Source organism: Actinoplanes lobatus, from assembly GCF_014205215.1.
In the GTDB taxonomy this organism is placed as follows: Bacteria; Actinomycetota; Actinomycetes; order Mycobacteriales; family Micromonosporaceae; genus Actinoplanes; species Actinoplanes lobatus.
In genome coordinates this window covers 5,451,053-5,477,297 of the sequence record NZ_JACHNC010000001.1, presented here as the reverse complement: position 1 = coordinate 5,477,297, position 26,245 = coordinate 5,451,053, and the positions used below count along the sequence as shown (strand labels likewise).

The 26,245-nt window shown below is 70.7% G+C and carries 23 protein-coding genes; 8 read left to right on the top strand and 15 right to left on the bottom strand.

The features are described 5' to 3' along the window. Window positions 1-122 precede the first annotated feature (122 nt). The gene (locus tag BJ964_RS25115) at window positions 123-5,234 is read left to right on the top strand and encodes a tetratricopeptide repeat-containing serine protease family protein (protein WP_188122974.1); all 5,112 of its coding nucleotides are present in this window, start codon (window positions 123-125) and stop codon (window positions 5,232-5,234) included. A 250-nt stretch (window positions 5,235-5,484) separates the two neighbouring features. Further along, complete coding sequence (folP, locus tag BJ964_RS25110) at window positions 5,485-6,282, top strand: dihydropteroate synthase (protein ID WP_223150537.1); 798 nt, start codon at window positions 5,485-5,487, stop codon at window positions 6,280-6,282. Between the two features lie 4 nt (window positions 6,283-6,286). Here the strand turns inward: folP and BJ964_RS25105 are convergent, their stop codons facing one another. Then, entirely contained in the window at window positions 6,287-6,838 is a 552-nt protein-coding gene (locus BJ964_RS25105) for a TetR/AcrR family transcriptional regulator (protein ID WP_188122973.1), read from the bottom strand. A gap of 70 nt (window positions 6,839-6,908) precedes the next feature. On the opposite strand from BJ964_RS25105, the gene BJ964_RS25100 reads away from it, so the two are divergent. After that, on the top strand, window positions 6,909-8,303 hold the full coding sequence (locus tag BJ964_RS25100) for a DHA2 family efflux MFS transporter permease subunit (protein ID WP_229807348.1): 1,395 nt from the start codon (window positions 6,909-6,911) through the stop codon (window positions 8,301-8,303). A 361-nt stretch (window positions 8,304-8,664) separates the two neighbouring features. Here the strand turns inward: BJ964_RS25100 and BJ964_RS25095 are convergent, their stop codons facing one another. Then, window positions 8,665-10,443 (bottom strand): LamG domain-containing protein, encoded by a 1,779-nt coding sequence (locus tag BJ964_RS25095; RefSeq protein ID WP_188122971.1) that lies wholly within the window; start codon window positions 10,441-10,443, stop codon window positions 8,665-8,667. A gap of 125 nt (window positions 10,444-10,568) precedes the next feature. Here BJ964_RS25095 and BJ964_RS25090 point away from each other — a divergent pair, with 125 nt between their 5' ends. Beyond that, a complete protein-coding gene (locus BJ964_RS25090) occupies window positions 10,569-11,012 on the top strand; it encodes a hypothetical protein (RefSeq protein ID WP_229807349.1) in 444 nt (147 codons plus the stop codon). Window positions 11,013-11,048: 36 nt separating this feature from the next. On the opposite strand, the gene BJ964_RS25085 is transcribed toward BJ964_RS25090, so the two are convergent. Further along, window positions 11,049-11,705, bottom strand: coding sequence for a DUF4360 domain-containing protein (locus BJ964_RS25085; RefSeq protein WP_188122969.1), 657 nt, complete (start codon window positions 11,703-11,705; stop codon window positions 11,049-11,051). Window positions 11,706-11,977: 272 nt separating this feature from the next. Here BJ964_RS25085 and BJ964_RS25080 point away from each other — a divergent pair, with 272 nt between their 5' ends. Together BJ964_RS25080 and BJ964_RS25075 are read left to right on the top strand one after the other, a co-directional pair. Beyond that, complete coding sequence (locus tag BJ964_RS25080) at window positions 11,978-12,595, top strand: DUF4360 domain-containing protein (RefSeq protein ID WP_229807351.1); 618 nt, start codon at window positions 11,978-11,980, stop codon at window positions 12,593-12,595. Between the two features lie 79 nt (window positions 12,596-12,674). Next, window positions 12,675-13,445 carry an LLM class F420-dependent oxidoreductase gene (locus BJ964_RS25075; RefSeq protein WP_188122968.1) on the top strand — a complete coding sequence of 257 codons (771 nt, stop codon included), beginning with the start codon at window positions 12,675-12,677 and terminating at the stop codon, window positions 13,443-13,445. 337 nt (window positions 13,446-13,782) lie between these two features. Here BJ964_RS25075 and BJ964_RS25070 read toward each other — a convergent pair whose 3' ends face one another. Further along, complete coding sequence (locus BJ964_RS25070) at window positions 13,783-14,349, bottom strand: Uma2 family endonuclease (protein WP_188122967.1); 567 nt, start codon at window positions 14,347-14,349, stop codon at window positions 13,783-13,785. Between the two features lie 122 nt (window positions 14,350-14,471). Here BJ964_RS25070 and BJ964_RS25065 point away from each other — a divergent pair, with 122 nt between their 5' ends. Together BJ964_RS25065 and BJ964_RS25060 are read left to right on the top strand one after the other, a co-directional pair. Next, window positions 14,472-14,684: an LLM class oxidoreductase gene (locus tag BJ964_RS25065; RefSeq protein WP_229807352.1), complete on the top strand. Its 213-nt coding sequence runs from the start codon at window positions 14,472-14,474 to the stop codon at window positions 14,682-14,684. 309 nt (window positions 14,685-14,993) lie between these two features. Beyond that, a complete protein-coding gene (locus tag BJ964_RS25060) occupies window positions 14,994-15,734 on the top strand; it encodes a hypothetical protein (protein WP_188122966.1) in 741 nt (246 codons plus the stop codon). A 561-nt stretch (window positions 15,735-16,295) separates the two neighbouring features. Here the strand turns inward: BJ964_RS25060 and BJ964_RS25055 are convergent. The 11 genes from BJ964_RS25055 to BJ964_RS25005 form a co-directional block, all read right to left on the bottom strand. After that, on the bottom strand, window positions 16,296-17,945 hold the full coding sequence (locus tag BJ964_RS25055) for an AMP-binding protein (protein WP_188122965.1): 1,650 nt from the start codon (window positions 17,943-17,945) through the stop codon (window positions 16,296-16,298). 138 nt (window positions 17,946-18,083) lie between these two features. After that, window positions 18,084-18,902 carry a hypothetical protein gene (locus BJ964_RS25050; RefSeq protein ID WP_188122964.1) on the bottom strand — a complete coding sequence of 273 codons (819 nt, stop codon included), beginning with the start codon at window positions 18,900-18,902 and terminating at the stop codon, window positions 18,084-18,086. Next, the gene (locus tag BJ964_RS25045) at window positions 18,899-19,435 is read right to left on the bottom strand and encodes a hypothetical protein (protein ID WP_188122963.1); all 537 of its coding nucleotides are present in this window, start codon (window positions 19,433-19,435) and stop codon (window positions 18,899-18,901) included. The genes BJ964_RS25050 and BJ964_RS25045 overlap by 4 nt, the downstream gene beginning before the upstream one ends. A 28-nt stretch (window positions 19,436-19,463) precedes the next feature. After that, window positions 19,464-20,501: a hypothetical protein gene (locus BJ964_RS25040; protein WP_188122962.1), complete on the bottom strand. Its 1,038-nt coding sequence runs from the start codon at window positions 20,499-20,501 to the stop codon at window positions 19,464-19,466. A 2-nt stretch (window positions 20,502-20,503) separates the two neighbouring features. Continuing rightward, complete coding sequence (locus tag BJ964_RS25035) at window positions 20,504-20,914, bottom strand: hypothetical protein (protein ID WP_188122961.1); 411 nt, start codon at window positions 20,912-20,914, stop codon at window positions 20,504-20,506. A gap of 114 nt (window positions 20,915-21,028) precedes the next feature. Next, complete coding sequence (locus BJ964_RS25030; RefSeq protein ID WP_188122960.1) at window positions 21,029-21,658, bottom strand: ABC transporter; 630 nt, start codon at window positions 21,656-21,658, stop codon at window positions 21,029-21,031. Next, window positions 21,655-23,232: a hypothetical protein gene (locus tag BJ964_RS25025; protein WP_188122959.1), complete on the bottom strand. Its 1,578-nt coding sequence runs from the start codon at window positions 23,230-23,232 to the stop codon at window positions 21,655-21,657. The genes BJ964_RS25030 and BJ964_RS25025 overlap by 4 nt, the downstream gene beginning before the upstream one ends. Then, window positions 23,229-24,101: an ATP-binding cassette domain-containing protein gene (locus BJ964_RS25020; RefSeq protein ID WP_188122958.1), complete on the bottom strand. Its 873-nt coding sequence runs from the start codon at window positions 24,099-24,101 to the stop codon at window positions 23,229-23,231. Before BJ964_RS25020 ends, BJ964_RS25025 begins: the two co-directional genes overlap by 4 nt. After that, window positions 24,098-24,934, bottom strand: a complete 837-nt coding sequence (locus BJ964_RS25015; RefSeq protein WP_203832790.1) for a cupin domain-containing protein — start codon at window positions 24,932-24,934, stop codon at window positions 24,098-24,100. Before BJ964_RS25015 ends, BJ964_RS25020 begins: the two co-directional genes overlap by 4 nt. Next, on the bottom strand, window positions 24,931-25,485 hold the full coding sequence (locus BJ964_RS25010) for an RNA polymerase sigma factor (protein ID WP_188122957.1): 555 nt from the start codon (window positions 25,483-25,485) through the stop codon (window positions 24,931-24,933). Before BJ964_RS25010 ends, BJ964_RS25015 begins: the two co-directional genes overlap by 4 nt. A 227-nt stretch (window positions 25,486-25,712) precedes the next feature. After that, a complete protein-coding gene (locus BJ964_RS25005) occupies window positions 25,713-26,039 on the bottom strand; it encodes a hypothetical protein (RefSeq protein WP_188122956.1) in 327 nt (108 codons plus the stop codon). Window positions 26,040-26,245: the final 206 nt, after the last annotated feature.

Sequence of the window (26,245 nt, the reverse complement as noted above, 5' to 3'; positions counted from 1 at the left end):
TGGTGCACCTGGAGGCCCCCACCGGCCGGTGAACAGAGCCGAGCGAGGCCCCGCCCTCCGGCTGGTGAACGAAACCGAACGAGGTATGTCGCCCGCACCGTCCGCACGGGAGCATCGTCGGCGTGACGACCGACGAGCTGTACGACGTGTGTGCGGCCGTCCGGGCCGGCGACTCGGACGGCAACGGCTTCTTCGTCGCGCCGGGAGTCCTGGTCACCTGCGCGCACGTGGTTCAGGACCACGCGGAGTGCACGGTCCACTGGCACGGCCGCGACTACCCGGGCACGGTCCGCTGGCGGCGCCCCGAGCAGCGGCCGGACGACGGCTGGACCCCGCTGCCGGACCTCGCGGTCGTGGACGTGACGATCGGCGACGAGCACCCGTACGCCGATGTGCAGCACGCCCCGCGCCCCGACGAGGCCCATCCGGGCGAGGTCCGGATCGCCGGCTACCAGCGGCTGTTCAGCGACCGGCCCACCCTGGTCCACGGCCGGTACCGGATCGACGGCCCGACCGAGGCCGACGGCGTCCGGTTCCTCCAGATCGGGGACGACACGGTCGAGCCGGGGATCAGCGGGTCACCGGCGTTCGACGTGCGGACCGGGCGGGTGATCGGGCCGGTCAAGGCCACCCGCGGCGGCGAGCACGGGGCCCGCGGCGGTTGGGTGGTGCCGCTCGCCGGCGTACCCGGTCTGGAGGGTCTGGACGGCAGTCCCGGCTGGAAGGCGGCCCGCCGCCGCTGGCTGGTCCCGAGACTCGGCTCCATCCTGCACCGGCCCGGTGAGCGCGCGACCCGCGGCGGCGCCCACGGCAGCACCGCCGACCTGCTGCGCCCGGAACGCGGCATCGTGCCGTTCGAGGGCCGCGACGCCGAGATCGAGGCGCTCACCGCCTGGTGCGACTCGGCCGAGCCGTTCTCGGTGCGGCTGGTCACCGGCGCGGGCGGCGTCGGCAAGACCCGGCTGGCCGGGCAGCTGGTCAGCGGCCGGCACGAGCACGGCTGGGTGGCCGGGTTCCTGCGGCCGGTGGACCGGATGGACCCCGGCCCCGGCCCGGTCGACCGGCTCATCGAGGCGCTCGACAGGCTGGGCGAACCGGTGCTGATCGTCGCCGACTACGGCGAGGACCACGTACGCCTCAGGCATTTGATCTCCGAACTGGACGAGCTGGCCCGCTCGGAGCGCCCACCGATCCGGCTGCTGGTCCTGGCCCGCCGGGCCGGCGCCTGGTGGAAGGACGTCGGCATCGGCATCAGCGCCTCCCTGAGGACCAACCTGGACGCCCGGATCTGCGGGCTGCACCTGCCCGGTGTCGCGCCCGGCGACTGGACCGGCGAGTACGAACGGGCCCTGGCCGCGTTCGCCGCCCACGCCGGGGTGCCGCCCGGACCGCCGGGCCCGCCGCCGGACTTCCGCGGCGACACCCCGCTGCTGCACCTGCACGCCGCGGCCGTGGTGGCCGCCCTGAACCCGGGCACGGTCGCGCGCAGCGGTGTGAACGCCCTCGATGCCGTTCTGGAACACGAGCACGTCTACTGGAAGGCCACCGCCCGGGTCGCCGGACTGCGCCTCGACCCGTTGGCGCAGCGCCGGGCCGTGGCGCTGATGAGCCTGGCCGGCGCCGCCGCCGAGGCGGAGGGATGCGCCCTGCTCGGTGACGTGCTGGGCTGGCGGCTGGAACGCGCCGAGCCGGTCGCGGAGTGGCTGCACGACCTGTACGACGGCGCCCAGCACGGTACCGGCTACTGGACCCCGCTCGGCCCCGACCTGCTCGCCGAACGCCTCGCCGCCGAGGTCTGCGAGGCCGAGCCGGACCTGCTGCGCCGGGTCGTCGCCGTCGTCGACGACCGCCGCGCCGGGCAGGCGCTGACCGTGCTGGCCCGGGCCGGACGGCACTCCCCCACCGCCACGGCCGCCCTGCGTGACCTGCTCGGCGCCGACATCCGCCGGCTGGTGCCACTGGCCGTACGCCTCGCCCCGTCGGTCGGCGGTGAGCTCGGCAACGCGGCCGGCGCCGTGGTCGAGGCGCAGCTGGCCCTGGACGACGACCTGTTCTACGAGGTCGGCTCCTACCTGCCCGACCACGTCGAATGGGCGCTCAAGGACCTGGCCGTCGTGGTCCTCGGCAAGATCCTGGACGCGGCCGGCCACGACGGGTTCGAGGAGTCGGTGGTCGTCATGTTCCGCATCACGATCGCCCGCTACCTGCTCGTCGGCGGCCAGTTGCGGGAGGCCCTGGACCGGCTGGAACCGGCGATCCGGATCACCCCCGACGGTCCCGAGCGCACCGGCCGGCTGGTCGAGGCGCTCACCCTCAAGGCGCAGCTGCACAACGGTCTCGGGCAGCCGGGCGAGGCCAGCGCCGCCTCCGGCCGGGCGCTGCGGCTGCTGCGCCGGGCCAGCGGGCTCGACGACGTACAGGTGGCCGAGGCCAGCCTGGGTCTCGGCCAGATCCTGATGTCGCAGGGGTCGGCCACCGAGGCGTCCGCGTTCTTCGACGAGGCGCACCAGGCCTACCAGCGGATCGGCATGAACCCGGTGGCCGCCATGCAACTGGCCATCACCCTGGCCAGCAACGCCATGAACCTGGTCGTGGTCGGTGACCACGACCAGGCCACCCGGCTCGCCCAGCAGGCCGTGGACACGCTCGCGAGCATCCCCGGCGACCACCCGGTCTACCGCACGGCCTCGATCTTCGTGGGCCATCTGCGTCTCCAGGTCCTGGCCATCGGCACCGTCACCGCCGACACGCTGGCCGAGGCGGAGGAGCTGTTCGCGCTGCTGCGCGCCGAGCCGCCCAGCTACACCCAGATGCAGATCCTGCTCGCCCAGTCGCTGGTGGTGGCGATCGGCATCGCGGCCCAACTGGACGACCACGGCCTGGCCCAGCGCTGGTCCGACGAGTCGTTCCGGGTCGCCGAGCGGGTCAGCGGCCTGCCCATCGGCGTGCACCTGCGACGGTCCGCGCACTGGGCCGCCGCCCGGCTGGCGATTCTCACGGACCGCAACGCCGACGCCGAACGGCACCTGGTCGAAGGGCTGCGCGGCACCGTGCCCGACGACGTCAGCGAGCCGGGCTTCGCCGTCCGCGACGGCGAGATGTGGCGGATGCTGGGCCTGCTGCGCATCGAGGCCGGTGACATCTCCGGCGCGATCAGCGCGGGCAGCCAGGCGAAACGACAGATCGAGGCGGTCGTCGCGAAGGCGCCGGCGATGTGGGCGGCGGCCGGGCTGCCCACCGTCGCCGGGGAACTCGCCGACTGGCAGGAACAGCACGGCCTCGGTCTCCAGGCGTACCGGACCACGCTGGACCTGGTCGACGTGTGCCGAAGCCGGATCGCCGCGGGCCAGCCGATCGGCGAGACCGACCTGTTCCAGGCGCTGGCCCGGGCCGCGATCCGGGCCGCGCACTTCCTCGACGTCGACGCAGGAGGGGCGTACGCCGTCGAGGCCGTCGCGCTGGGCGCCCAGCCGGCCGCCGACCGCCGGCCGGGCGCGGTCGAGTCGCTGGCACTGGCCCGGCTCGCCCTCGCCCACCATCTCATCGGCGCCGACCCGGCCGGCGCCCACGCCCAGCTCGGCGCGGTCCAGGAACTGCTTCCCCCGCTGGTGGACTCGTCGGCGTTCGGCCTCAACCTGCACAGCCGGGTCGCCGCCGGGATGCTCGCCGCCGCCGAGAACCACACCGGCATGGCGGAGGCCCGCGACTACGACCGCGCGATCCGGGAACAGGCGGTCACCGACGGCGTCGACCTGCCGTTCACCCGCGACCGGCTGGTACACCTGCTGTCACTGCACTGCCGGCTGCGCCACGAGCACGACAGCGCCCGCCGGATCGGGCAGCGGGCCGGTGACCCGCCCACGCCGTACACGTCCGAGCACCTGATGCGCGTCATCGAACTCCACGACGGCGGGGTGATCGCCCACGTCGGCGACCGGCCGAAGCACGCCCGCCGCCTGTTCACGGCCGCGTTCTCCCTGGTGCCGGAGAAGGATCCGGCCGACCCGGACGATCAGATCGCGTCCACCCTGCTCGTCCGGCTGGGGCTGCTCGGCTACCACCTCACCGATGTGGCCGCCGGCACCGGCAAGGCGCGCGAACTGCTGGACCGGACCCGCGGTGGGGTCACCCTGCCGGACCGCGCCCTGCACGCCGGCGTCGCCGCCGGGCTCGCCGTCGACGCGGCCCACGACGGCGACCCGGAGGAGGCCGCCGCCCGGTGGTCGGAGGTCCGCGCGGTCCTCGACATGCCCGGCCCGAACGCCGCCGAATGGCTGGGGCTGCCGCTCTACGACATGGCCATGGCGTTCATCGAGGTAGTCGATCCGGAAGTCGCTCTCCAGGTGTGCCAGTACGCCGAACCGGTGGCCCGCACCTACGACGAGCAGATCGCGCTCATCGAGTTGCGGGGGCTGCGTGGCCTGCTGCTGTCCGACCTGGACCGGCCCGCCGAGGCGATCGACGACCTGCGCCACTGCCTCGACCGGGATCCCACCCTCGACCCGCCGGTACGCGCCCCCCGCGAACGGGTCGCCCTGATGCATCGCCATCTGGGCCGCTGCCTGCGCCGTACCGGCCGGCTCGCCGACGCCGAACCGGTCTACGCCGCCGGGCTGGCGATGAGCCGCTCCCTGCACGACACCTACCGCGCCGACCCGGACCGCGCCGCCCTGCTCGCCGGCGACCTGGCCGAGGCGGTCACCGTCGCCCGCCACTCCGGGCGCCTCCGCGAGGCCGTCGAACTGTCCATGGAGGCCTTCGCCCTCTGCCGCCACACCCCGCTGCCCGACCTGCTGCCGGTCGCCGCCGCCGAGGCGGGCCTGCTACGCAGCGCCGCCCGCGACCACAGGATCGCCTGCCGCCTCACCGCCCGCGCCGTCACCCTGGCCGGTTCCCGCCCCGCCGTCCCGGACGCCGAGGCCACCACGATCCTGGTGCACGCGGCGGTCACCCACCTGCGCGCCGACCGCCCCGGCCCGGCCGCCGACTACGCGTGCGCCGCGGCCTCCCGCTACGGCTGGCCCGCGGTCCCCGGCGGCACCTGCGCCGAGGTCCTCACCCGGTTCGCGCGCGCCCTCACCGCCGCCGCCGGCCGTAACCCCGAAAACCCCGCCGCCCTGACCCAGGCACAATCCGCACGCCTCATCCTCCGAGCGCTACGCGCAGACCCGGGCAACATCGACGAGGCCACCGAAACCTACGTCACCGTCCGCCGCACCCAAGGCTTCCCCTGATCCGTACGGTCGTGCCAGGCCCCGCAGCACCCCGCCGCCGAACGCGATCTTGGACGATAGGCCACCGCACTCGGCGGGAAAACGTCCAAGATCGCGGAAGGTGGGTGCCCCGGCAGGCACCGCGCCCGCCGCCCGCGCCCGCGTCGCCGCCGTGGCCGTGAGCGGCCCAAACGCCGCCTGTTAGGGTCCGGGTGTGAGCGAGCGGATCATCGGCGGCCGGACCTACGACTTCTCCCGGCAGGTCGTGGTGATGGCGATCGTGAACCGTACGCCGGATTCGTTCCACGACAAGGGCCGGACGTTCGCGCTGGAGAAGGCGACCGAGGCGGTGCGGGCGGCGGCCGCGGACGGCGCCGACTGGATCGACATCGGTGGTGTCCCGTTCGCGCCCGGCCCGGAGGTGACCGCCGCCGAGGAGCTGGACCGGGTGCTGCCGGTCGTCGAGGCGGCCCGTGGTCTGGCGGTGGTGTCGGTGGACACGTTCCGGCCCGAGGTCGCCGCCGAGGTGATCAGGGCGGGCGCCGGGGTCGTCAACGACACGTCCGGGCTGCGTGATCCGGCGATGGCCGACGCCGTGGCGGGGACGGACGCGCAGCTGGTGATCTGTCACAGCCTGGCCGCGCCGCGCACCGAGTACCCGAAGCCGCGGTACCACGACGTGACCGCCGAGGTGGGCGCGTTCCTGCGGGAGAAGGTGGAGCTGGCGCTGTCCCGTGGGGTCCGCCCGGACCAGATCATCATCGATCCGGGTCACGACCTGAACAAGAACACCTACCACTCGCTGGAGCTGACCCGGCGGCTGGACGAGATCGCGGCGATCGGCTTTCCGATGCTGGCGGCGCTGAGCAACAAGGACTTCATCGGCGAGACGCTGGACCGGCCGCAGCAGGAGCGGCTGGCCGGCACGCTGGCCACGGTGGTCTTCTCGATCATGCGGGGCGCCCGGATCATGCGGGTGCACGACGTACGGGCGAACCACGACGCGATCCGGATGACCGAGGCGATGCTGGGCTGGCGGGAGCCGGCCTACACCCGCCACAACATGTGACGCCTCACTCCTGGTCGTAGGGCAGGGTGCCCAACAGGTCGGTCATCCACGGCTGGGGCGGCACCGCGTCCGGCCCCAGCACCCGCATCGCGCCGAGCACGGTGATCAGCATGCCGGCGGCGAAGAAGTCCCGTGCCTGTTCGGCGGTCGCCCCGGTCAGCTCGCGGACCAGCATGAACATGTTGCCGTAGCACTGGCGGACCGCGTCGCCGAGCCCCGGGTCGGCCCCGGTCGTGAACGCGTGCAGCAGCACGACCAGCAGGTCCCGTTCGGCGAGCAGCGCCTTGAACGCCTTGCCCAGCCCGGGGAGCGTGGGATCGACGGCGGCCGCCTCCCGCCAGATCCGCTGCACCCGGTCGGACGCGTGCCACATGGTGGCCAGGAACAGCTCCTGCTTCGAGCCGAAGATCCGGATCACGTACGGCTGGGAGACGCCGGCGATGCGGGCCACCTGGTCGGTGGTGGTGCCGGCGTAGCCGCCCCGGGCGAAGGCGGTGACGGCGGCCGCCACCAGTTGAGCGTGGCGTTCCTGAGCAGTGAGACGGATCCGGGTCACATTGACAGGTTATCAGTCGATGCTTACCGTGCTTAGTTATCAGTGGATAACAACTTCTAGGGGGAAGTTCGTGGCCACCGCCACCCTCGGCACCGCAAAGACAGCCAAGACCCGCCCGCTGGGCCTGGTGATCGCCGCCGTCGGCATCCCGGCCTTCATGGGCGCCCTCGACAACCTGGTCGTCAGCACCGCGCTCCCGGTCATCCGCACCGAACTCGGCGCGTCCATCTCCGACCTCCAGTGGTTCGTGAACGCGTACACCCTGCCGTTCGCCGCGTTCCTGCTCACCGCGGCCGCGCTCGGTGACCGGCTGGGCCGCCGCCGGATGTACCTGGCCGGCATCGCCCTGTTCACCCTGGCCTCGGCAGGGGCCGCGCTCTCCACCGAACCGTGGCAGCTCACCGCCTCCCGGGCCGCGCAGGGCATCGGCGGCGCCATGATCGCGCCACTGTCGCTGACCCTGCTGGCCGCCGCCGTACCGGACCGGCTGCGCAATGCCGCGGTCGGCATCTGGGGCGGCATCACCGGCCTCGGCGTCGCGCTCGGCCCGGTCATCGGCGGCGCGGTCGTCGACGGCCTCACCTGGAACTGGATCTTCTGGGTCAACGTGCCGATCGGCGTGGTCGCCCTGGCGCTGGCCGCCTTCGTGCTCGGCGAGTCCTACGGCGGCGCCCGCAAACTCGACCCGTTCGGCCTGCTGCTGTCGGCGAGCGGCATGCTGCTGCTGATCTGGGGCATCGTCGACGGCCCGGAACGCGGGTGGACCAGCGGCCGAGTGCCACTCATGCTGAGCGCGGGCGTCGCGCTTCTCGCCGGGTTCCTCTTCTGGCAAAGCCGCAATCGTACGCCCATGCTGCCGCTGAGCCTGTTCAAGTCCCGGTCGTTCAGCCTGGTCAACGTGGTGACCCTGACCTTCTCGGCGGGCGCGTTCGGCTCGGTCTTCCTGCTCGCCCAGTACTTCCAGGTGGTGCAGGGCCTCACCCCGCTGGAGTCCGGCCTGCGGACGCTGCCGTGGACCGCGGCCCCGATGGTGGTCGCCCCGCTCGCCGGCATCTTCGGGTCCCGTATCGGGCTGCGCAACCTGATCGTGGCGGGGCAGGTGCTCCTGGCCGCCGGCATCCTCTGGATCGGGCTGGCCACCACCACCGACGCCGGGTACGCCCGATTCATCGGCGCCTTCGTGCTGGGCGGCATCGGCATGGGCCTGACCTTCGCGCCGATCAGCACGGTCACCCTGGCCAGCGTCGGCGAACAGCAGCGCGGGGTGGCCTCGGGCGCCAACAACACGATCCGGGAGTTCGGGGTGGCGGCCGGGGTCGCCACGCTCTCCTCCGTCTTCAGCAGCCAGGGCGGTTTCGCGAGCGCCCAGAACTTCGTCGACGGCGTGGTGCCGGCGGTGCTCACCGGAGCGGCGATCCTCGCGGTCGGCGCGATCGTCGCCACCCGGCTGCCGAACCGAATCTGAAACAAGTCGAAACAGACTGTTGCATCGCCGCAACATCGCTGCAACGATGACCTTCGATTCTGCGCCGCCCGGTCACGCGGGACTCGCCGGCACCGTCCTCGCCGGCGTGATCCCGCCCCGCTCTCCCCGGACCGGACGACACGGAACCCCCGCCGCCCAGGCCTCCCCCTAGGCGCGCGTGAGTGGTGAAGCAGCGTGTGCCGGCCCTCCGACCGGCACACTCTGCTAATCCGCGGCGGAAAACTGAAAAGGTCGCACTTCAAGACAACCCACTTGAAGTGCTCCTAGGCGCTTCAAGAAGATCGCTTGAAGCGCCTTTTGCTTGTTGTCGGCCTTTGCTTGTTGTCGGCTCTTTTTTTGTTCAGCCGATGTGGACCCAGATGTCGTCCAAGGTTCCGTGGAACTGGTCGTTGTTCTGGCCGACGCCCTTGCCTCCGACGGTGAAGGGCTGGTTCGTCTCCACAGACAGGGTTTCCGGGACGGCGGTCACCGTCTCCAGGCGGTCGTCGACCATGATCGCCAGCGTGGGGCCGGTGCGGCGGCACTCCAGGTTGTGCCAGCGGCCGTCGGCCACCGAGGTCCGGCTGCGGGCCACGTACACCGTCGTGCCGGTCCGGTCGCTGATGCCGCAGCTCGGCTTGCCGGACTGGCCGTCGACCTGGAGCTTGTACTGGCCGCCGCCGTTCGAGTAGCCCTTCTGGAGGATGTTCTCGCCCCCGCCGGTCTCCGCGAGCGACAACAGCACGCCCGCCCCGTACCGCAGAGGTTTGGTCCCGGGGTTGAGATCCGGAGTGTCGCCGGCCTGCAGAATCAGGCGCGGGCAGCTGCTCTCGGTGGGGCACTTGGCCGGGAAGCTCAGCGCCTGGCCGCTCCCGTGCGGCACCATCCGCGGCTCCCCGCCGTTGCGGGTGACCGTCCGCAGCAGGTGGCCGTGCCCGGAGCCGTCGTCGAAGGTGCCGTCCGCGATGGTGGTGTCGAAGTTGTACGCCGCCACATCGTCCACGGCCGCCTTCTCCGTCCGTGGCATGACCCCGGTGAACTCGGCGTACCGTTTCCGGATCACCCCGTCCACCTGGGTGAAGTCGCCGACCGCGCTGACCGAGGCGAGCCGGGCGCTGGCCGCCAACTGCCGGGTGCCGACGATCCCGTTGGCCTGCGGCGCCCATTCGAGCAGGTTGCCCTCCCGGTCGATCGCCGCCAGTTTGCCGCGGATCACCGAGCCGTCGGTGCAGACGCCCCGTACCCCGTTGTTGGTGGTGGTGCACGCCTTGTCGAAGTGCCCGCCCACGTAGATCACATCGGAGAGCTGGGTGATCGCCTGGGCGTCGCCGTCGAACACCCGGGTCCAGCGGGTCTGCCCCTCCCGGGTGTACGACACCGCTCGCCCACCCTGTCCGCCGAGCGCCGCGTACACCCCGTCGGTGTGGGTGGCCAGCGCGAACACCTGCGACACCGGCTTCGGCGCGAAACTCCGGTCGAGCACGCCGGTGTCCGGGTCGACGGCGGTCAGCCGCAGTGTCGAGCGCACGTCGTTCGTACGATGGAAGCTTCCGCCCAGATAGACCCGGTCGTCGGTGACGGCGAGCGCGTTGACCGTGTCGTCGGTGGTCGGCGCCCACGCGTCCAGCGTCCCGTCGGCGGCGGTGAAGGCCGCCAGGTTGCGGCGCGGCTGACCGTCCACGGAGTTGATCCGGCCGCCCAGGTAGATGCGGCCGTGCCCGGCGGCGATCGCGTTCGGCTGCCCCGCGACGGTGTGCCGCAGCGACGTGACCTGCCCGTCCGCCTCGCCGATGCCGGCCACCGCATCCCGCGACTCACCGTTGACCGTGTCGAAGTCCCCGGCCGCGTAGACCACCCCGTCGCCGACGGCGAGCGCGCGCACGTTGGCGTCGGCGGCCGGTTTCCAGTCGCGCAGCGCGCCGGTGTGCGCGTCGAAGGCGGCCAGCCGGGTCCGCTGTTGGGTGCGCCCGTTGACCGAGGCAGTGGTGAAGTTGCCGCCGACGTAGACGGTGTCGCCGTGGTAGGCGACCGCGTAGACGGGGCCGTTGAACGAGGGGGACGAAGCCGGCCGGGACGAGACGATCTCCGCGAACGCCGTGCCACCGACCGCGACGAGAACCGTCGCCAGGCCGGTGATCATCGCACGGCGTACCACCTTTTTGCCGTTTTTGGGGATATTGACCACGTCAGAGCTAACTTCCGAGATCCGCAAAAGTCACGGCGGGCACTATGCTCCGGCGTACGCCATCGAAGGAGGGGAATCGAGTGCCGCAACGTCGCCGCACGGCCGTGACCACCGCCCTGATCGCGGGCCTGGCCGTCGCCGCCGCCGGATGCGACGGGATCGAGATCGAGGTCCCGGCCGGATCCCTGCCCGCACCGGTCAGCATCGCGCCGGTGCCGTCGGCCTCGGCGGGTCAGCCGAAGTACGTGTGCAGCACCGTCTACAAGATCCTCACCGAGGGCGCGGTCCGGCTGGCCGAGCACACCGCCAACGACGACGCCGCGGGGTTGCAGCGGACGTTCGCCGACATGGCGAGCCAGGTGACGACCGCCGGCGAGCAGAGCACCGACCCCGTCCAGCGGGCCGCGACCGGCGAGATCGCCGCCGCCCTCACCGAAGGATCCCGGCAGACCGACCCGGAGGCGTTCCTGACCGGCGAGTTCGCCACCATCGGCCAGAGGCTCGACGGCACGTGCCTCGAGTAGCGATGGCGGCGCGAACCGCCATCGCCACCCGTTCACTCACTTGTTGTTACACCGCATCCAGGAGAAGTGGTAGATCGTCTCGATGCTGCCGTCGGTGGAGTCCATCGTCAGGTAGCTGACGTCGGTCGAGGTGCCCTTGGCGACCCGCAGCTCGGTGTTGATGTTGAGATTCCGCTGCTCGCCACAAGGCCGGAAGACCTGCGAGGCGATCGGCACCTGGTCGGTGACGATCCAGTTGTCGTCCAGCGGCGCCGCGATCGCGTGATTGGCGTAGCTGCCGACCGTCATGCCCTGGAAGTAGTAGTTGGCCCGTTGCTGCGCGACCGCGCCGGGCTGGAGGTACCCGTAGCCGCGGTAGTCCACCTTGGCGATCGCGAAGGTGAAGCCGGACGGCGCGTGGACCAGCACGTTGAGCTGGCAGTTCTTGCGATTCTCGGTGACCGGCACGCTGGGGCCCGCCTGCGCCAGATAGGCGCTGTAGATCGCGGTGAACGCGGAGTTGTCCGGCGAGATCGCCACGTCGGCGGTGCCCGGGGCGCAGCCCGAGCCGGCCATCGCGACCAGCTCGATGGACATCTCGCCGGCGGGCGGCGGGTCGACGATGACGATGATCGCCGAGGCCGGTGTCGCGACGAGCAGCGACGACGCCAGAAGCGCCAGCACCGCACAACCGCGGGTTAACAACCTTTTCATTTTTCATCCCCTTCGGGATCGGGAACGGATCGAGCTGAAGCTATTGATGAAAATCAATGGAAGTCAATCGTTGTAGGATGATTTCCGAAGCTCACAAAGGTCGCAAAGCCCCCGAAATTTCACCCCTATGGGAGGTTTTTGCCCATGCCGAGATCATTAGCAATTCATACTTGTAAATGCCTGAGGTGCACCACTACGGTGGTCGCGGACGCGATGACCGTCATTCTGGAATGGTTCCAGAAAGCATGCCCCGTTCCCCCCGGAGGAAGTCCATGAAGAACCGCAACCGCGTGATGGCGGCCGTGCTGGCCACCGCTCTCGCGCTTCCCCTCGGCACACCCGCCCACGCCGCGGCCGCGGCCGCGATCACCGTGGAGGTGCTCGCCAGCAGCGGATCCGGATGCGCGCCCGGCACCGCCACGGTCGTGAGCAACGGCGACGACACCGGATTCCGGGTCAAGTACCGGGACTTCGTGGCCGAGGCCGGCGACGGCGCCGCCCTGATCGACCGCCGCAAGAACTGCCAGCTCGGCGTCCTGGTGACCATCCCGGACGGCTGGACCATCGCGATCGCCTCCGCCAACTACCGCGGCAAGGCGAGCCTCCGGTCCGGCGCGACCGCCCTCCAGCGCACCAGCTACTACTGGCAGGGCTCCTCCGCGACCCAGCGCAAGGACGCCACGTTCGCCGGGCCGCTGAACGGTCTCTGGACCACCTGGGACGTCGCACCCGTGCTCACCTACGCGGAGTGCGGCTCGCAGAGCGTCCTCAACGTCAACACCGAACTGCGCATCGACCCGGGAACCTCCACCGGCCTCAGCACGATGTCGATGAACACCACCGAGGGCGACGTCGACACCCTTTTCAACTTCAGTCTGTCCCACTGCTGACCAGGCCCGTCACCCGGCCGGCGAGCGGGCCCGGCCGGGTTCGCCACCATCGGCGGCGAGCCCACGTAGGCTCGGTCACATGATCGATAGGCCGGTTCGCATCGCGCTGCAACTACAGCCGCAACACATGGACTACGCCACCATCCGGCGTACCGCCTCCGAGGCCGAGGACCTGGGCCTGGACATCCTGTTCAACTGGGACCACTTCTACCCGCTCAGCGGCGAGCCGGACGGTCTGCACTTCGAGTGCTGGACCATGCTCGCCGCCTGGGCCGAGTCCACATCGCGGGTGGAAATCGGCGCACTGGTCGCCTGCAACAGCTACCGCAACCCGGAGCTGCTCGCCGACATGGCCCGCACCGTCGACCACATCTCCGACGGCCGCCTGATCCTCGGCATCGGCTCCGGCTGGTTCGAACGCGACTACACCGAGTACGGCTACGAGTTCGGCACCGCCGGAAGCCGCCTCGACGACCTGGCCGTCGCCATGCCCCGCATCGAGTCCCGCTGGGAGAAACTGAACCCGAAGCCGACCCGCGACATCCCGGTGCTGATCGGCGGCGGCGGCGAGAAGAAGACCCTGCGCCTCACGGCGAAACACGCCGACATCTGGCACAGCTTCTCCGACCCTTCGACGTTGGAGCGCAAGCTGGGCATCCTCGGACAGCACTGCGCCGACATCGGCCGCGACCCCGCCGAGATCGAGATCTCAGTCATGGGCAACACCGAGAACCGCGACGAGATGTACGAGCTGGGCGCCCGCCTCTTCACCATCCACACCGGCGGCCCGGAGCCCGACCTCACCGACCTCCGCGACTTCCTCGCCTGGCGCGACAAACTGAACGCGTAGCACCTACGGCGGGGGCGGGCCTCCCTCTCATCAGAACCGCCCCCACCGGCACGCCATCGGCCCGGCGCCTCCTGGTGCGGCGCCCAACCGGCTGAGAAGTGGCCGTCCCGCCCCCCAGTAGGACTCGCCGACATGCCGGTGTCTCGCAAGCGTAAGAAGAAGTCGTCGGCAGGACGCCGATCTCCTGGCCGATCCGGGGCAGGGCCGTGCAGGCCGACCCGGACCGGGATCTGTTCGAGCACCGTCGGCGGGTCGCCGAGCATCGCACCGCACTGGCCGCCGAAACCGTAGGCCCGATGATCGACTCATTGATCACCGCCGCCGGGACCTGGCGGAATCAGAGCTGGCCGAGATCGATTTCGATGGCGAAGGGCGCGGTCAGCTTCACGATCCCAGTGAAGACATCGCCATCGCGGTAACGTCCGGCTGCCGGGTCGAGGATGTAGGTATAGATGAGAGGCGCACCAGTCGCGGCCTGCTCAACACGCCAATAGAACTGAATACCAGCTCGCGCGTACTGGTCGACCTTGACGATCCGATCAGTCGTCTCCGAGCCGGAAGAGACCACCTCGACCACGAGAAGCACATGCTCGGGCCGGGTCGGAGTGATGTCGATGGTCTCCGCCCGATAGACCGTCACGTCGGGCCGACGATTGTTCAACGGCACGTCCTGAAGCCGTACGTCGAAGTCGGTGTCAGCGTTCCAATCCGGGCCGGCGGCAGCGTCCAGTGCGTTGGCCAGAAGTCTGGCCAAGCGGTTGTGCCGCTTGGAGGCACTCGGGCTCTCGAGGACCATCCCATCCACGATCTCGATACCGGCGCACTGCTCTTCTGTCCACGTCGCGTATCGCTCAGCCGTGACCTGCTCATGCATCCAGGCTGGCGCGACCATCTCGGCAGTCATGTACACCTCCCGAACACTGCTCGGCTGTCGGCCCAAAGATACCGTGGCCCCATCCTCGCGGTAGCACAGCGTCACCGGTCGGGCTACGCTTCCGCCGAGTCCCGTCCACCGGGGCTTGTCGCGTGACTGGTTGCGGTAGGCAAAAGATCTGGGACCACTTCTACCCGCTCAGCGGCGAGCCGGACGGTCTGCACTTCAAGTGCTGGACCATGTTCGCCGCCTGGGCCGAGTCCACATCGCGGGTGGAGATCAGCGCACTGGTCGCCTGCAACAACTACCGCAACCCGGAGCTGCTCGCCGACATGGCCCGCACCGTCGACCACATTCACGGTTGATCCGCAGGCCGCAGCGGCGCAGCTCGGCAGCGATCCGCGGCACCCGTAGCCTCGGTGTTCGGCCTGGATCTGCCGGATCAGAGCAGCGAGGTGCTCGTCGTCGACTTCGCGTGCCTGCCGGGCGGGTTCGGCGGCCAACCACTCGTGGTAGCCCCTGCCTGTGCTTGACGCCAGAGAGGCAGTCGCCGACAACGCGAAGAAGGTCTGGAACAGCATCTTCTGATTCGACTCACGAAGGCGTACACACGAATGCCATTGAACCCTGACCCTCTGACCGGATGGCCGGCACCTCGCCGCTCCGCCGTCCGAGTGCTGGCCGCGATTTTCCTCGGCCTGATCAGCGGCCTCATCGCAGTCGTCGCGGTCGCCGCCGCGGTGACCGGTGACACCGTGGAAGCGATCGGGTTCGGCCTGGCGGCCATCCTTGCCGGCCATGTCACCGCGATAGGGATCACGGGTCTGCGGCATCCTCGCCCAGCCACCGAGCCTCCCTCGGCCGGTGTCAACGATCGAGGGGAGAGCGGATTGGCTTTCCCGTACGCCCGTTTGCCGTACTACCTGATCACGGTGACGTTGGTCCTGGTCGCCCTGCTTGCCGCGGGTTTCACCGCCGTGATGGCTGCCGGTGGCAGTGCTACCGGCTGGGTGCTGGCGGCCATCTCCGGAGGATTCGCTGTCTTCGCCAGCTGGTTCCTCATCGTCCTGTTGCGTTTGGCACCGGGCACCATCGTGCTGACCCCCTCCGGGATCTACCATCGTTCCCTGGTCCTCGAACACTTCGTCCCGTGGGACGCGGTCGTCGATGTCCAGGCCCGCGACGGACCCAACCCATGGATCACCGTCAAGGCGCTACCCATGGACGGCACCCGCGAGCGTCGCCATACCGGACGCCTTCACACCTTCGAGGGAGGACTCCTTCCCTTCCTCGTCGCCCGAACCTCATGGCTCGGCGCCAATGCGGTACCGGCATACCAGGCAATCAGGTTCTATTTCGATCATCCCGACCAGAGACCCCAGCTCCACGCAGGTGACCTCCCTACCAGCCGCTGACTCGCCGCTTCCATGATCTGCATGTCCGCTAGGCCGGTTGGTCAACCCTTTCGAAGATCAACCCCCTTGGCCGGTACGTTGATCGGGTGCCCTGCGGACCGGCGTGCAGGCGTTGACTCCTCGTTGATTCATCCGTTCGACCGACCCTGAACGTAGGGTTAACCATCGCGGTTGCTATTGGCACAACGGTGGCGACCTTTGCCGGCCGTGGCAGAGCTATAGAGTTCCACTTCGGAGAACAGCGGAAGTGGGGGCGGCGTGACGGGACGTACCACTGGACTGGTGGCAGCAGCGATCGGCCTGCTGACGGCCACACTCGGCTTGGCGTCATCGTCCGTCGCGGCCCCACGAGCCTGCCGTGCGATCGGAGCCTGCAGCAGCTCTGCCCCCGAAAACAACGCGAGCGGCGGCGGTGACGTCCGGGTTCGATTCGTGAATCGACTGGGGCAGGCGGCCGGCCTCCACAACTGAGCCCGAAGCCGACCACGTCCAGGTGTGCCGCCGCGCCGGCACCCCAGAGTCTGACATCCACGGCTACCAGGCCAACCCCCACTGATCACCTCAGCGTTTGAGCCGGTCGCGCAGCTCCCGCTTCAGCACCTTGCCGCTGACCGTGCGGGGCAGCATCGGCACCAGTTCGAGCCGGGTCGGCTGGTAGAACTCGGTCATCCCGACACCGTCGAGATAGGTGCGCAGGCCGGCGAGTGTGGGCGGTTCGCCGGCCGGGACGACGACCGCGCAGGGCGCGTCGTGCCCGTGCTCGTCCTCGTAGCCGACGATGGCGACGTCCGCGACCGCCGGATGCTCCAGCAGCTGGGCCTCGACGTCGGCCACCGGGACCATCAGGATTCCGCCGACCCGGTCGGCGGCCCGCCCGGCCAGGCGGATGCCGCCGTGACCGTCCGGCAGGACCAGATCCCCGGTGTCGAACCAGCCGTTGTCGTGGTCGGCGAGCACGTGGACCGTGCCGGTGTCCCGCCCGACGAGCGCGATGCACAGCGCGGCGCCACGGACGTACAGCCGGGCCGGGTTTTCTTTGGAGAGCGTGCCCTCGACGCGCAGATCGAGTTCCAGGGTGGCCGGTGGCCGTCCGTCGCTGATGGTGGCGTGGTCGACCGGGTCGCCGGCGCGGGTGAAGGTGCCCAGCGGCACCTCGGTCATGCCCCAGCCGGCCCGTAGCGGCACGCCGAGTTTCGCGTGGATCTCCCGGACCAGCTTCGGCGGCACCGGGGCGGCGGCGCAGCACAGCAGGCGCAGCGAGGACAGGTCGTCCGCCACTTTGGCGACCGCATCGAGGAAGACCGCGGCGCCGGAGAAGACCGTCACCCGCGCGTCCCGGATGATCTCGGCCGCCCGGGCCGGTGACCAGGTGTCGAGCAGGACCGCCGAGCCGCCGCTGAGCAGCGGGAAGGCGAGGCCGGTGGTGATGCCGAAGATGTGTGTCAGGTTGTGCGGGTTGTAGCTGACGTCGCCGGTTCCGAGCTTCTCCTCGTTCACCACGGGCGCTGCGCCGGCCTGGAGGGTGCTGGCCGTGTGCAGGACGGCCTTGGGTTCGCCGGTCGTGCCGGAGGTGAAGAGCACCACGGCGACGTTGTCCGGGTCGGCGACGCTGTGCGCCAGCGGCGACGGGTGGTCGGCGGTCCAGTCGGTGTTCCGGAAGTGGGCGTCGAAATCGATCTCGCCGCCCGACTTCGAGCCGAGCACGACCCGGTGCCGCAGATCCGGCAGGCGGCCGGCCAGTTCGGCGAGGGATGACGCGTGGTCGAAGCCGGCCCACTCGCCGACCGTCACCACGACGGTGGCCCGCAGCTGGACGAGCATCTTCTCGAGCTCCCGCCCGCGGATGGCGGTGACCAACGGTGCCAGGATCGCGCCGGTGTGCATGACGGCGAGCATCAGCGCGGCGGTCTCCCAGCGGTTCGGCATCTGGACGGCGACGACCTGCCCGGGACCGACGCCGAGCGCGCGCAGGGCCGCGGCGTACTTCTCCACCTCCGCGGCGTACCGCGACCAGGACACCACGTCGGCCGGGCCCTCGGCGTGGAAGCCGATGAGCGCGGTCGCGTTCGGCCGCTGCCGCCGGTGCCGTTCCAGATGGGTCAGCAGGTGCTCGTCGTGCCAGAGCCCGAGGCGGCGATAGCCGTCGATGACGGCGTCGGCCGGGCGGATCGCCCCGGGCAGCCAGACCTGCACGTCCTCACGAGTTTTCATGGCCACTCATGACGGACGCCCCGGGCGCCTCCTTCGGCAATGTGACGGATTCGACAGCAATTCGGCGGTTGTTCAGCGGCATCAGCCAACTCTTGACGACGGGCCGACACCCCTCAAGGCCATCGACAGTCGATGTGGTCACCGCGGCCACACGTACATGGTCACGCCGCTCGGCTGGATGTCCGGCGGCAGCCACGTGGGCAGGGTGTGGCGGCTGATGCCCCGGGGGTACTCGTCGGTCTCGCCCTCCGGCAGCGCCGACTCGATGTCCCACCAGTGGGCACGGTCGACGAACCATCCGCCGATCAGGCGCCCGTCGGTGGACCGGTACACCAGGCCGTAGTTCGGCTCCTCGAAACCGGCGGTGGGGTTGTCCACGTCGAACGAGACGTAGTCCCACTCGTCCTTCGGGGTGGGCCGGTGCCGCAACGCATCGATCCTCGCCGGCAGCAGCACGGACCGCGGCGGCGGTATCCCCTCCCCCGTCACGTCCAGCACGATCCGCGCGACCCGCCCGGCCTCGTCCGCGCCGACCTGCAGAATGCCCCCGAGTTCGACGGCCTGCCCCGCCGGCAGGTAGGCCCAGCCCGCATTGACGATCGCCTGCCAGTCGTTCAGGTCCTCGGAACGCCACCCCCGCCCCGCGCCGTCCACGAACTGGAAACGGACATGGACCCTGATCGGCTGGTCCGAACCGTTCCGGAAGACCGCCGCCGCGCCGACGATGCGCCTCGTGGCGTCGCCACTCGGTACGGGGAAGGTCGCGAATCCCCGCTCGTCGACGGTGACTCCATCGACAATGTCGTCGCGAAGCATCGCCGGGTCGGGACTGGCCGACGGCTCGGGCGGGTCGTGGTTCTCCGGCGGCCCGGTGCAGCCGGCGGTCACCGCGAGGCCGGCCGCACCGAGCGCGGCCGCGAGCAGGCGCCGTCGTGGCAGTCGCGGGAGGTGATTCACCGTTCCCTGTCCCTGTATTTCAGATACAGCTCGTGCCGCAACTCGGTGTGCGCCCGCTGATGGCCGGCCTGCAGGTCCCTCATCGCGCGGTCGGCGAGCTGGAGAAATTCCCGCTCGTCGTGGCGTTCCATCACGTCGGGCGCGATGCTTACGTGGAAGTCGAGGAGGCCGACCGTCGTCACCACGATCTCCCGATCCGGCGAGCTGCCGTGCGCGGTGAGTCTCGCTCCCCGCTCCAGGTACTCCCGATGCCGGGACGAGAACGGCGGGCTCAGCTCGCTGTACCGCTCGAAGCTGTGCGCGCGCATGACCTCCCGCCGCGCTTTCTGGTATGCCGCGGCCATCAACGTCGCCCCGCGCCCGAGTTGATGCGCCAGCGTCCCGGCGTCACGGTCCCGGTAGTACCGCTCATAGCTGTCGTGCACGAACCGCAGCGTGATGTGCTGCAGCGACTCCACCTCCCCTTCGATGCGCCCATCCGGTGAACTCGCCCTGACGACTATCGCGTTGAGGTCGTCCGCGATGGTGGCCATGGTTCCTCCCCTCCGATGCGGGTGCGGATCAGTACTCCGGCGAATGGGCCGGGTCAGGATTGTCCGAACCCGTCCGCGGCCGTTCCAGGTTGCTGACGCTCACACCCAACGGCTTCGACCGGAACGCTTCCAGCGCCGGCACGGTCTGTCTCACCCCTGCTCCGGACACTCCGAGAAGAATGCTTCCGCTGACGACCCTGTTGTGAAATCCGTCGATGATGTCGTGCAGTTCCCTCTCTGATGCGCTGAATTGGAGGCGGAGCTTCTCGGTCGCGTCGAGGATGCTCTGCCAGATCGCGCCGACACTGTCGCCCCCGATGTCCGCGTCCCGGGGCGCGTCCGGCTCATACATGTCCTTGGCCACGCCGAGGCCGGCCGCGCCGACCGCCGCGACCACGCTGGCGACGGCCATCCCGGCCGCCCCGGCGCCGGCGGACAGGACACCCAGCACACCGATGGCGATGTTGAACGTCAGGTTCTTGCTCTCGGTCGATCCGCACAGCGACTGCGGGTCGTACGCGGCGATGACCTCCTCGGCGAGTTCGACGAGTTTGACCACGTCGTTCTGCGCCTGCCTGACCTGCTCCTGATATCCCCGCAGCACCAGCCAGAGGAGCGCGATGGTGTTGGCCTGGAGGAACACCATCCCTCCCCACCGGTCGAGGTAGCCGCTGCGGACGGCGTCGATGGTCCGGCCGCGCCAGCCGGCCTGATTGGTCCGGAAGTCCGCCATGAAGTCCGGCACCAGCGCGCCGAGGCTGAACAGCTCGGCGTCCTCGATGCTGGTGACCCCGGTGTTGGTGAGCCGTTGGTGCGCGCCGCGCAGAGCCTCGATCGCTCCGTCGAACGAGGAGGGTGGGGGAAGCTCCATGTAGGGACCCCAGATCTCCTCGGCCTTCCGGGTGGCGTAGTCGCGAATCGTGACGTCGCTGACGTACGGAACTCCGGTGACCTGGACGAGTTCCTCGAGCGCGTCGGCGTCGCCCGCACGGGTCATGACCTTGTTGACGAGCGTGTTGACGAGGCCGCTGATCGCGAACTCGAGACTCTTCGGAAAATCCGCCATCGTCACCTCGGGTATTCGCCGCTGTCGTGGCCTACCGTCCACTCGTCGTTGCCCGGGGACCTGTCGCCCTGCAGGCGGTCACGGATCTCGTCCATCTCGCGCGCCGCGATGTCGTCCTCGTGGAGGAAGCGGTTGAGCGCGGCTTCGAGGCCCTGCGACAGTTCCCACAGGTTGTCGCTGGTCTCGCCGGCGGCGGTCCAGACGATGTCGCGCAGTCGTGTCCAGCTGCTCTGGAAAGCCGGTGGCCCGAAGTAGCCGGGCCGGTCGAGCCGGTCGTCATAGCTCGAGGTGGTCTCACACGCGTTGCGGATCTGCGCATACTCGTCCACCAGGCGTGGCAGGTCGATCCGGGCGGCTTGGCGCAGCCGTTCGAGCGGACCACCGAACACCGCACCGTGCATTTCCTCGCTCACAGCCGATCACCCCCGAAAGCGAAACGCATCCCAGGCTATCAGCGTGTTCAATGCGTGAAACACTTTCGGGAATGCTTCGGTCGTACCCTGAAGAGGTTTTGTAATCTATTTCGGTCACCATTGAGGGCCCTGTCGGACCGGCTCCGCGGCGGCCCATACCGACACCACGACGGCCGCCGCCAGCAGGACGGCCCAGCGATCGTGGGCGGCGGCCCAGCGTTCGTCGCCGGGCGGCACGAAGAGGGCCAGCTTCGGTGGGATCCGGCTCGCCGCGACCACCAGGACCAACACGGCCGGGGCCGCCACGATGCCGCCGCTGTCGCCGGATCGCAGGCGGACGGCCCCCGCCGCCAGCGCCACCCCGCCGAGCGCGGCCGCCTCCACCGTGACGCCGCCCAGCGGGAGGACATCACCGGCGCCGGTGATCGTCAGGACGAGAGCCCACCAGGCCGCCGCCGCGGGGAGGATGACGCCGGCCCGGGCGGCGTACCGGAGCGGGCGCGGGGTGGGCACCGTCGCGATGGTGCGCGCGGCCGGGTCGTCCAGGACGAACGCCAGGCCGAGCGCACCGCAGACCGCGGCGGCGCGCAGCAGGCCCACGAGATCCTCGGCGGTCAGTTCCACCCGGAGGGCGGCGGGCACGGCGACGATCGTCAGCCCCACACCGGCCGCGGCCAGGAATGCCGTCCACGGTGTGGCCCGCGCGGCCGGGAGCACCAGCAGGGGCAGGACCCGTACGCTCATCCGTCGCACCGGGTCCGCTCCTCGACGGGCGGCAGCGGCGGGACTCCGACGCCGAGCAGCTCACCGGCCCGGTCGGCGGTGGCGCCCGCGGCGGTCAGTTCGGTCCAGGAGCGCGCGACCGTCGCGGCGACGTCCCCGGGTGGGCGCCGTAGCAGCGCCGATGCCGCCGACATCTCGCGGTCCGGCACCGAGAACCCGACCGGGAACTGCATGTCGCCGAACGGCACACCGCCCCAGCTGGTGGCGTCGACCGCCCGCAGGCCGGCGGCCGTCGCCGGGGTCGCCTGCCCGGCGAGCCAGGCGACCAGCACGCCGCGAGCGCCGCAGACCGGGATGTGTGCGGGCGCCGCCTCACCGGTGACGATCCGGTACGCGACCAGGCCGGCCAGCGACATCTCGGACCGGCCGTCGCCCCACCGTGTGCCGACCGTGACCGCGCCGGGCTCGATCCGCTGCCATTCCGCCGCCGCGGCGACCTGCTCCTCGGCGGTCACCACCCGGCCGTCGATCATCCGGTCGTCGGTGGACACCCGTTGCCTGACGACGAGCGGCCGGCCGGCCGCCTCGGCCGGAACCCCGCGGAGCACGCCGCGCACCACCGCGTCCCAGCCGCCGGTCCAGGACCGGAAGTCGCCGAACGCGCAGTAGGTGACCGAGCCGATCGAGCGGCAGTCCTGCATCTCGGCGGGATGCTCGGCGGCGGTGACCCGGGCGTTTCGGACGGCGTCGCCGACCGGCAGGTACTGGGCCGCTCCGGCCCCGGCGGTGACGGACAGGGCGGCCGCGCCGGCCATCACGAGGCGGCGGCTCCGGGCGCCCGCTGCGGCCAGCGCGGCCAACGCCACCAGAAAGATCAGACCGGAGACGTACGCCAGGTGCCAGCCGGACGGCCGGGACGTCAGCGCGACCGGCACCGGCATCGGCGGTTGCTCCAGGGCCACCGGAAGCAGCCAGCGGACGTGACCCGGCAGCGACGACAGCCCGGCGGCATAGACGGCGACGGCCGCGGCCAGCAACAACAAGGGCGCCACGATCACGGTACGGGCCAGCCGCGCCAGCAGCACCCCGGCCGCGCCGAACAGCAGCACCACCGCGGGATGCAGGGCCAGCTCGGCGGGATCGGGGCGGCCGGCCGAGCCGGGCAGCGCGGCCAGCAGCGCGATCCGGGTGGCGGTCAGCACCGCGACCAGGACCGTGAACGGCAGCACGGCCAGCAGGAAGGCGCCGGTCCGCCACGGAGGAGGCAGTACGAGGGTGTCGTACAGCCCGGTGGTGGCGTGCCGGTCGGCGCGCAACGCCGCGAGGTTGGCCGCGATCAGCGCGCCGCCGCCCAGCACCAGCAGGGCGAGGAACTGTGTCGACCAGTCCTCGTCCTGGAGGACCGGGAACCGGTTGGCCCGGCCGGTCAGCCACCGGTAGATCTCCGGGCCGGTGAACAGCAGCAGCCCGGCGATCACCGCCGGATGGCGCAGCAGCCGTACCCCCTCGGTCCGGGTGAGGGCCAGCATGGCCCGGCGCGGATCGCCCGGCCGTGACGGGGCAGGGGTCTGCCGTCGGGCCAGTGCGGCGGTCATCGCGTGGGCTCCTCATCAGCGTCGACGAGCGTCAGATAGCCGTCCTCGACGGTGGGTTCGAGCAGGTCGGCACCGGCCGGCGGGTCGCCGACGTTGCGGTAGCGCCCGTCGCCGGCCCGCCAGGACGCGAGCGCCCCGGGCACCCGGGCGCCGCTGGTCCACACCCGGCCCCGGGCGAGCGCGGCGAGATCCGCCGGGGCGCCCTCGAACCGGACCGTGCCCCCGTCCAGCACGACCACGCGCTGGCAGAGCGCCATCACCTCCTCGGTCTGGTGGGTGGACAGCAGCACCGAGCGGCCCTCGCCCAGCTCCGCGATCACCTCCCGGAACCGCAGCCGCTGCTCGGGGTCGAGGCCCACCGTCGGTTCGTCGAGGACGAGCAGGTCCGGGTCGCCGACCAGCGCCGCGGCCAGCGCCACCCGCTGCCGCATCCCGCCGGACAGCGCCCGGATCCGCCGGCCGCGCTGACCGGACAGCCCGACCGCGTCCAGCACCCGGCGTACCTCCTGATGGCGGGCGCGACGGTCGGTCAGTTCCTTGAGGATCGCCACGTAGTCGACGAACTCGAACGCGGTGAAACCCGGATGGAAACCGGGATCCTGCGGCAGGTAGCCGAGGCGGCGCCGCACGGCGAGCCGGCCGGCCGGAGTGCGCGGGTCGTTGCCCAGCACGCTGAGCGATCCCTGGTCGGGCGGGAGCGCGGTGGCGACGATCCGCAGCAGCGTCGTCTTGCCCGCCCCGTTCGGGCCGACCAGGCCGGTCACGCCGTCGTACAGGGTGAAGGACACATCGGACAGTGCGGCGGTGCGGCCGTACCGCAGGGTCAGGCCGGACGCGTGGACCACGGACGTGGCCGCGGCGACGGTCACCGGAACCTCCTGGGGGATTCGAACGCCCGGTGGATCCGGGCGAGGACGACGGCGGCCAGCACGGCGGCGACCGCCGACGCGAGCTGACCGGCCGGGACGAAGACGGCGGAACCTCCCGCGCCGGCGCCCCGGGTGGCCACCACCACCGCGATCCAGCCGAGAGCCACGCAGGCGGCGGCGAGGACCGGGCCGAGGCGGGCGGTCAGTGCGAGACTGAGCAGCGTCAGCGTCAGTGCCGGCAGAAACCAGCCGAGGGCGGCCAGGCCGGCGTCGGGCACCGCGAGACTCGCCACCGCGCTGAGCGCGGTGGTGGCCGACAGCACGGCCGCACAGCGCAGCAGGAGCAGCCGGAACGTGTGCATCGGGGCGACCACGGCGATCTCGTACGTCGGATCGGCGCGCGGCCCGAACGACAGCGCGACCCCGCAGACCGGCAGCAACGGCGCCGCGGCCAGGAAGACCACCGGATGCAGGACGGCGGCCAGCACCGCCGTGAGCGCCAGCGTCGACACCACGGCGGCCAGCCAGGACAGTCGCAGCACCGGTGTCGCGGCGAGCAGGCGGGCGGTGTGCTCGGCCACCCCGGCCCGGGTCAGCAGGCGCTCGACCGCTCCCGGGACGGGTGCGTCCAGTTCGGCGTCCAGCCTCTCCCAGCCGTCCCGCACCAGGCCGGGCTGTGTGGCGGCGAGCCGGTCCCGGCAGTGCGCGCACGCCGTCAGGTGCGCCTCGACCGACCAGAGCACGGGTGGCGCCAGTGTCCGCTCCCCGTACCGTCGCAGTTCCTCGTCCGGCAGATGCCACGCTTCCATGGCCGCCCTCCCCTCGTCGATCACGCCAGCTCCTGGCGGAGCTGCCGGCGGGCCCGCATGGCTCTGGTCTTGACCGTGCCCGCAGGGATGCCGAGCAGCACGGCGGCCTCCGCGGTGGTGAGCCCGTCCAGGACGGTCGCCTGCACCACCGCGCGCAGTTCCGGGGAGAGCCGGGCGAGCGCGCCACCGAGGTCGCCGTGTTCCACGCCGACCAGCACCTGTTCCTCGGCGGAGGGCTCCTCGGTGGACCGGCGCCGGGCCAGCAGGCCGGTCAACCGCTGCCGGGCCCCGTGCCCCCGCAGTGAGTCGATCAGCCGGCGGGAACCGATCCGCCACAGCCATCCGGCGACGTCACCGCCCGGATCCCGGAACTTGGCAGTCCCCCGCCACACGGCCAGGAAGGTCTCCTGCACCACGTCATCGACGACGGCGTCGTCGAGACAGCGGTAGCGCAGGCGCAGCACCAGCCACGCCGCGTGACGCCGGTAGAACGCCTCGAACGCGCTCCGGTCGCCGCCCGCGATGCGGGTCAGTAGGTCGGCGTCCGTCGGGCCGGGCCCGCGCGTACTGGTCACAACCCATCATCGGATCGAACCCCGCAAACGGTTCACACGACCCAGTAATGGATGTCGGTCCTGATCGGAGGGCGGTCGGACGGAGTCCCGCGCTCCTCGCCGGAGGCTTCCGGACCGGCGTCGATCAGCACCCTCCACTATCGTCCGACGGGTTCGGCGGAAACGCGAGACGGCCCCCACCGAACGGTGGGGGCCGTACCACTTAGTTCACCCAGCGAGTGACAGTGTCACTTGCCGAAAATGCTGTTCGACGGGATGCAAGCGTTGATGTCGTAGTCGTTCTGGTTGGCAGAGCCGTAGCCGAGGATGCCGATACCGCTCAGGGCCTGGACGTCGACATCGACGTCCTGCAGGTTGAGCAGGCCGAACTGGCTACCACCCTGGTCACCGATCTTGCCGCAGTCGTTCCTCTGGTCGAAGTCGAAGTCGAAGCCACCGCCGTGGCCGGCCGGCTTCGGCGGGGGGCCACCCGCCTGAGCGGCGGCCGGAGCGATCATCAGGGCACCGGCGGCGAGAGCGGCGACGGCGAAGGCCTTACGAGTGATGTGCTTCATGTTGACCCAAGAACCTTTCTGAATGGGGTCCGATTTGTCCCAATCTTAGGCATCCCGACGAAGCGCCCGCAGGAGAAATTGGGTACGAAACATCCTAGAAACATGTCATCCCGACAATACGGTATATAGAAACGGACTTACAGGCCTTTTCAGTTTGTTATAGGCATAAAGTTTCCAGATATGCAGTAACTCTCTCAGGTGACCAT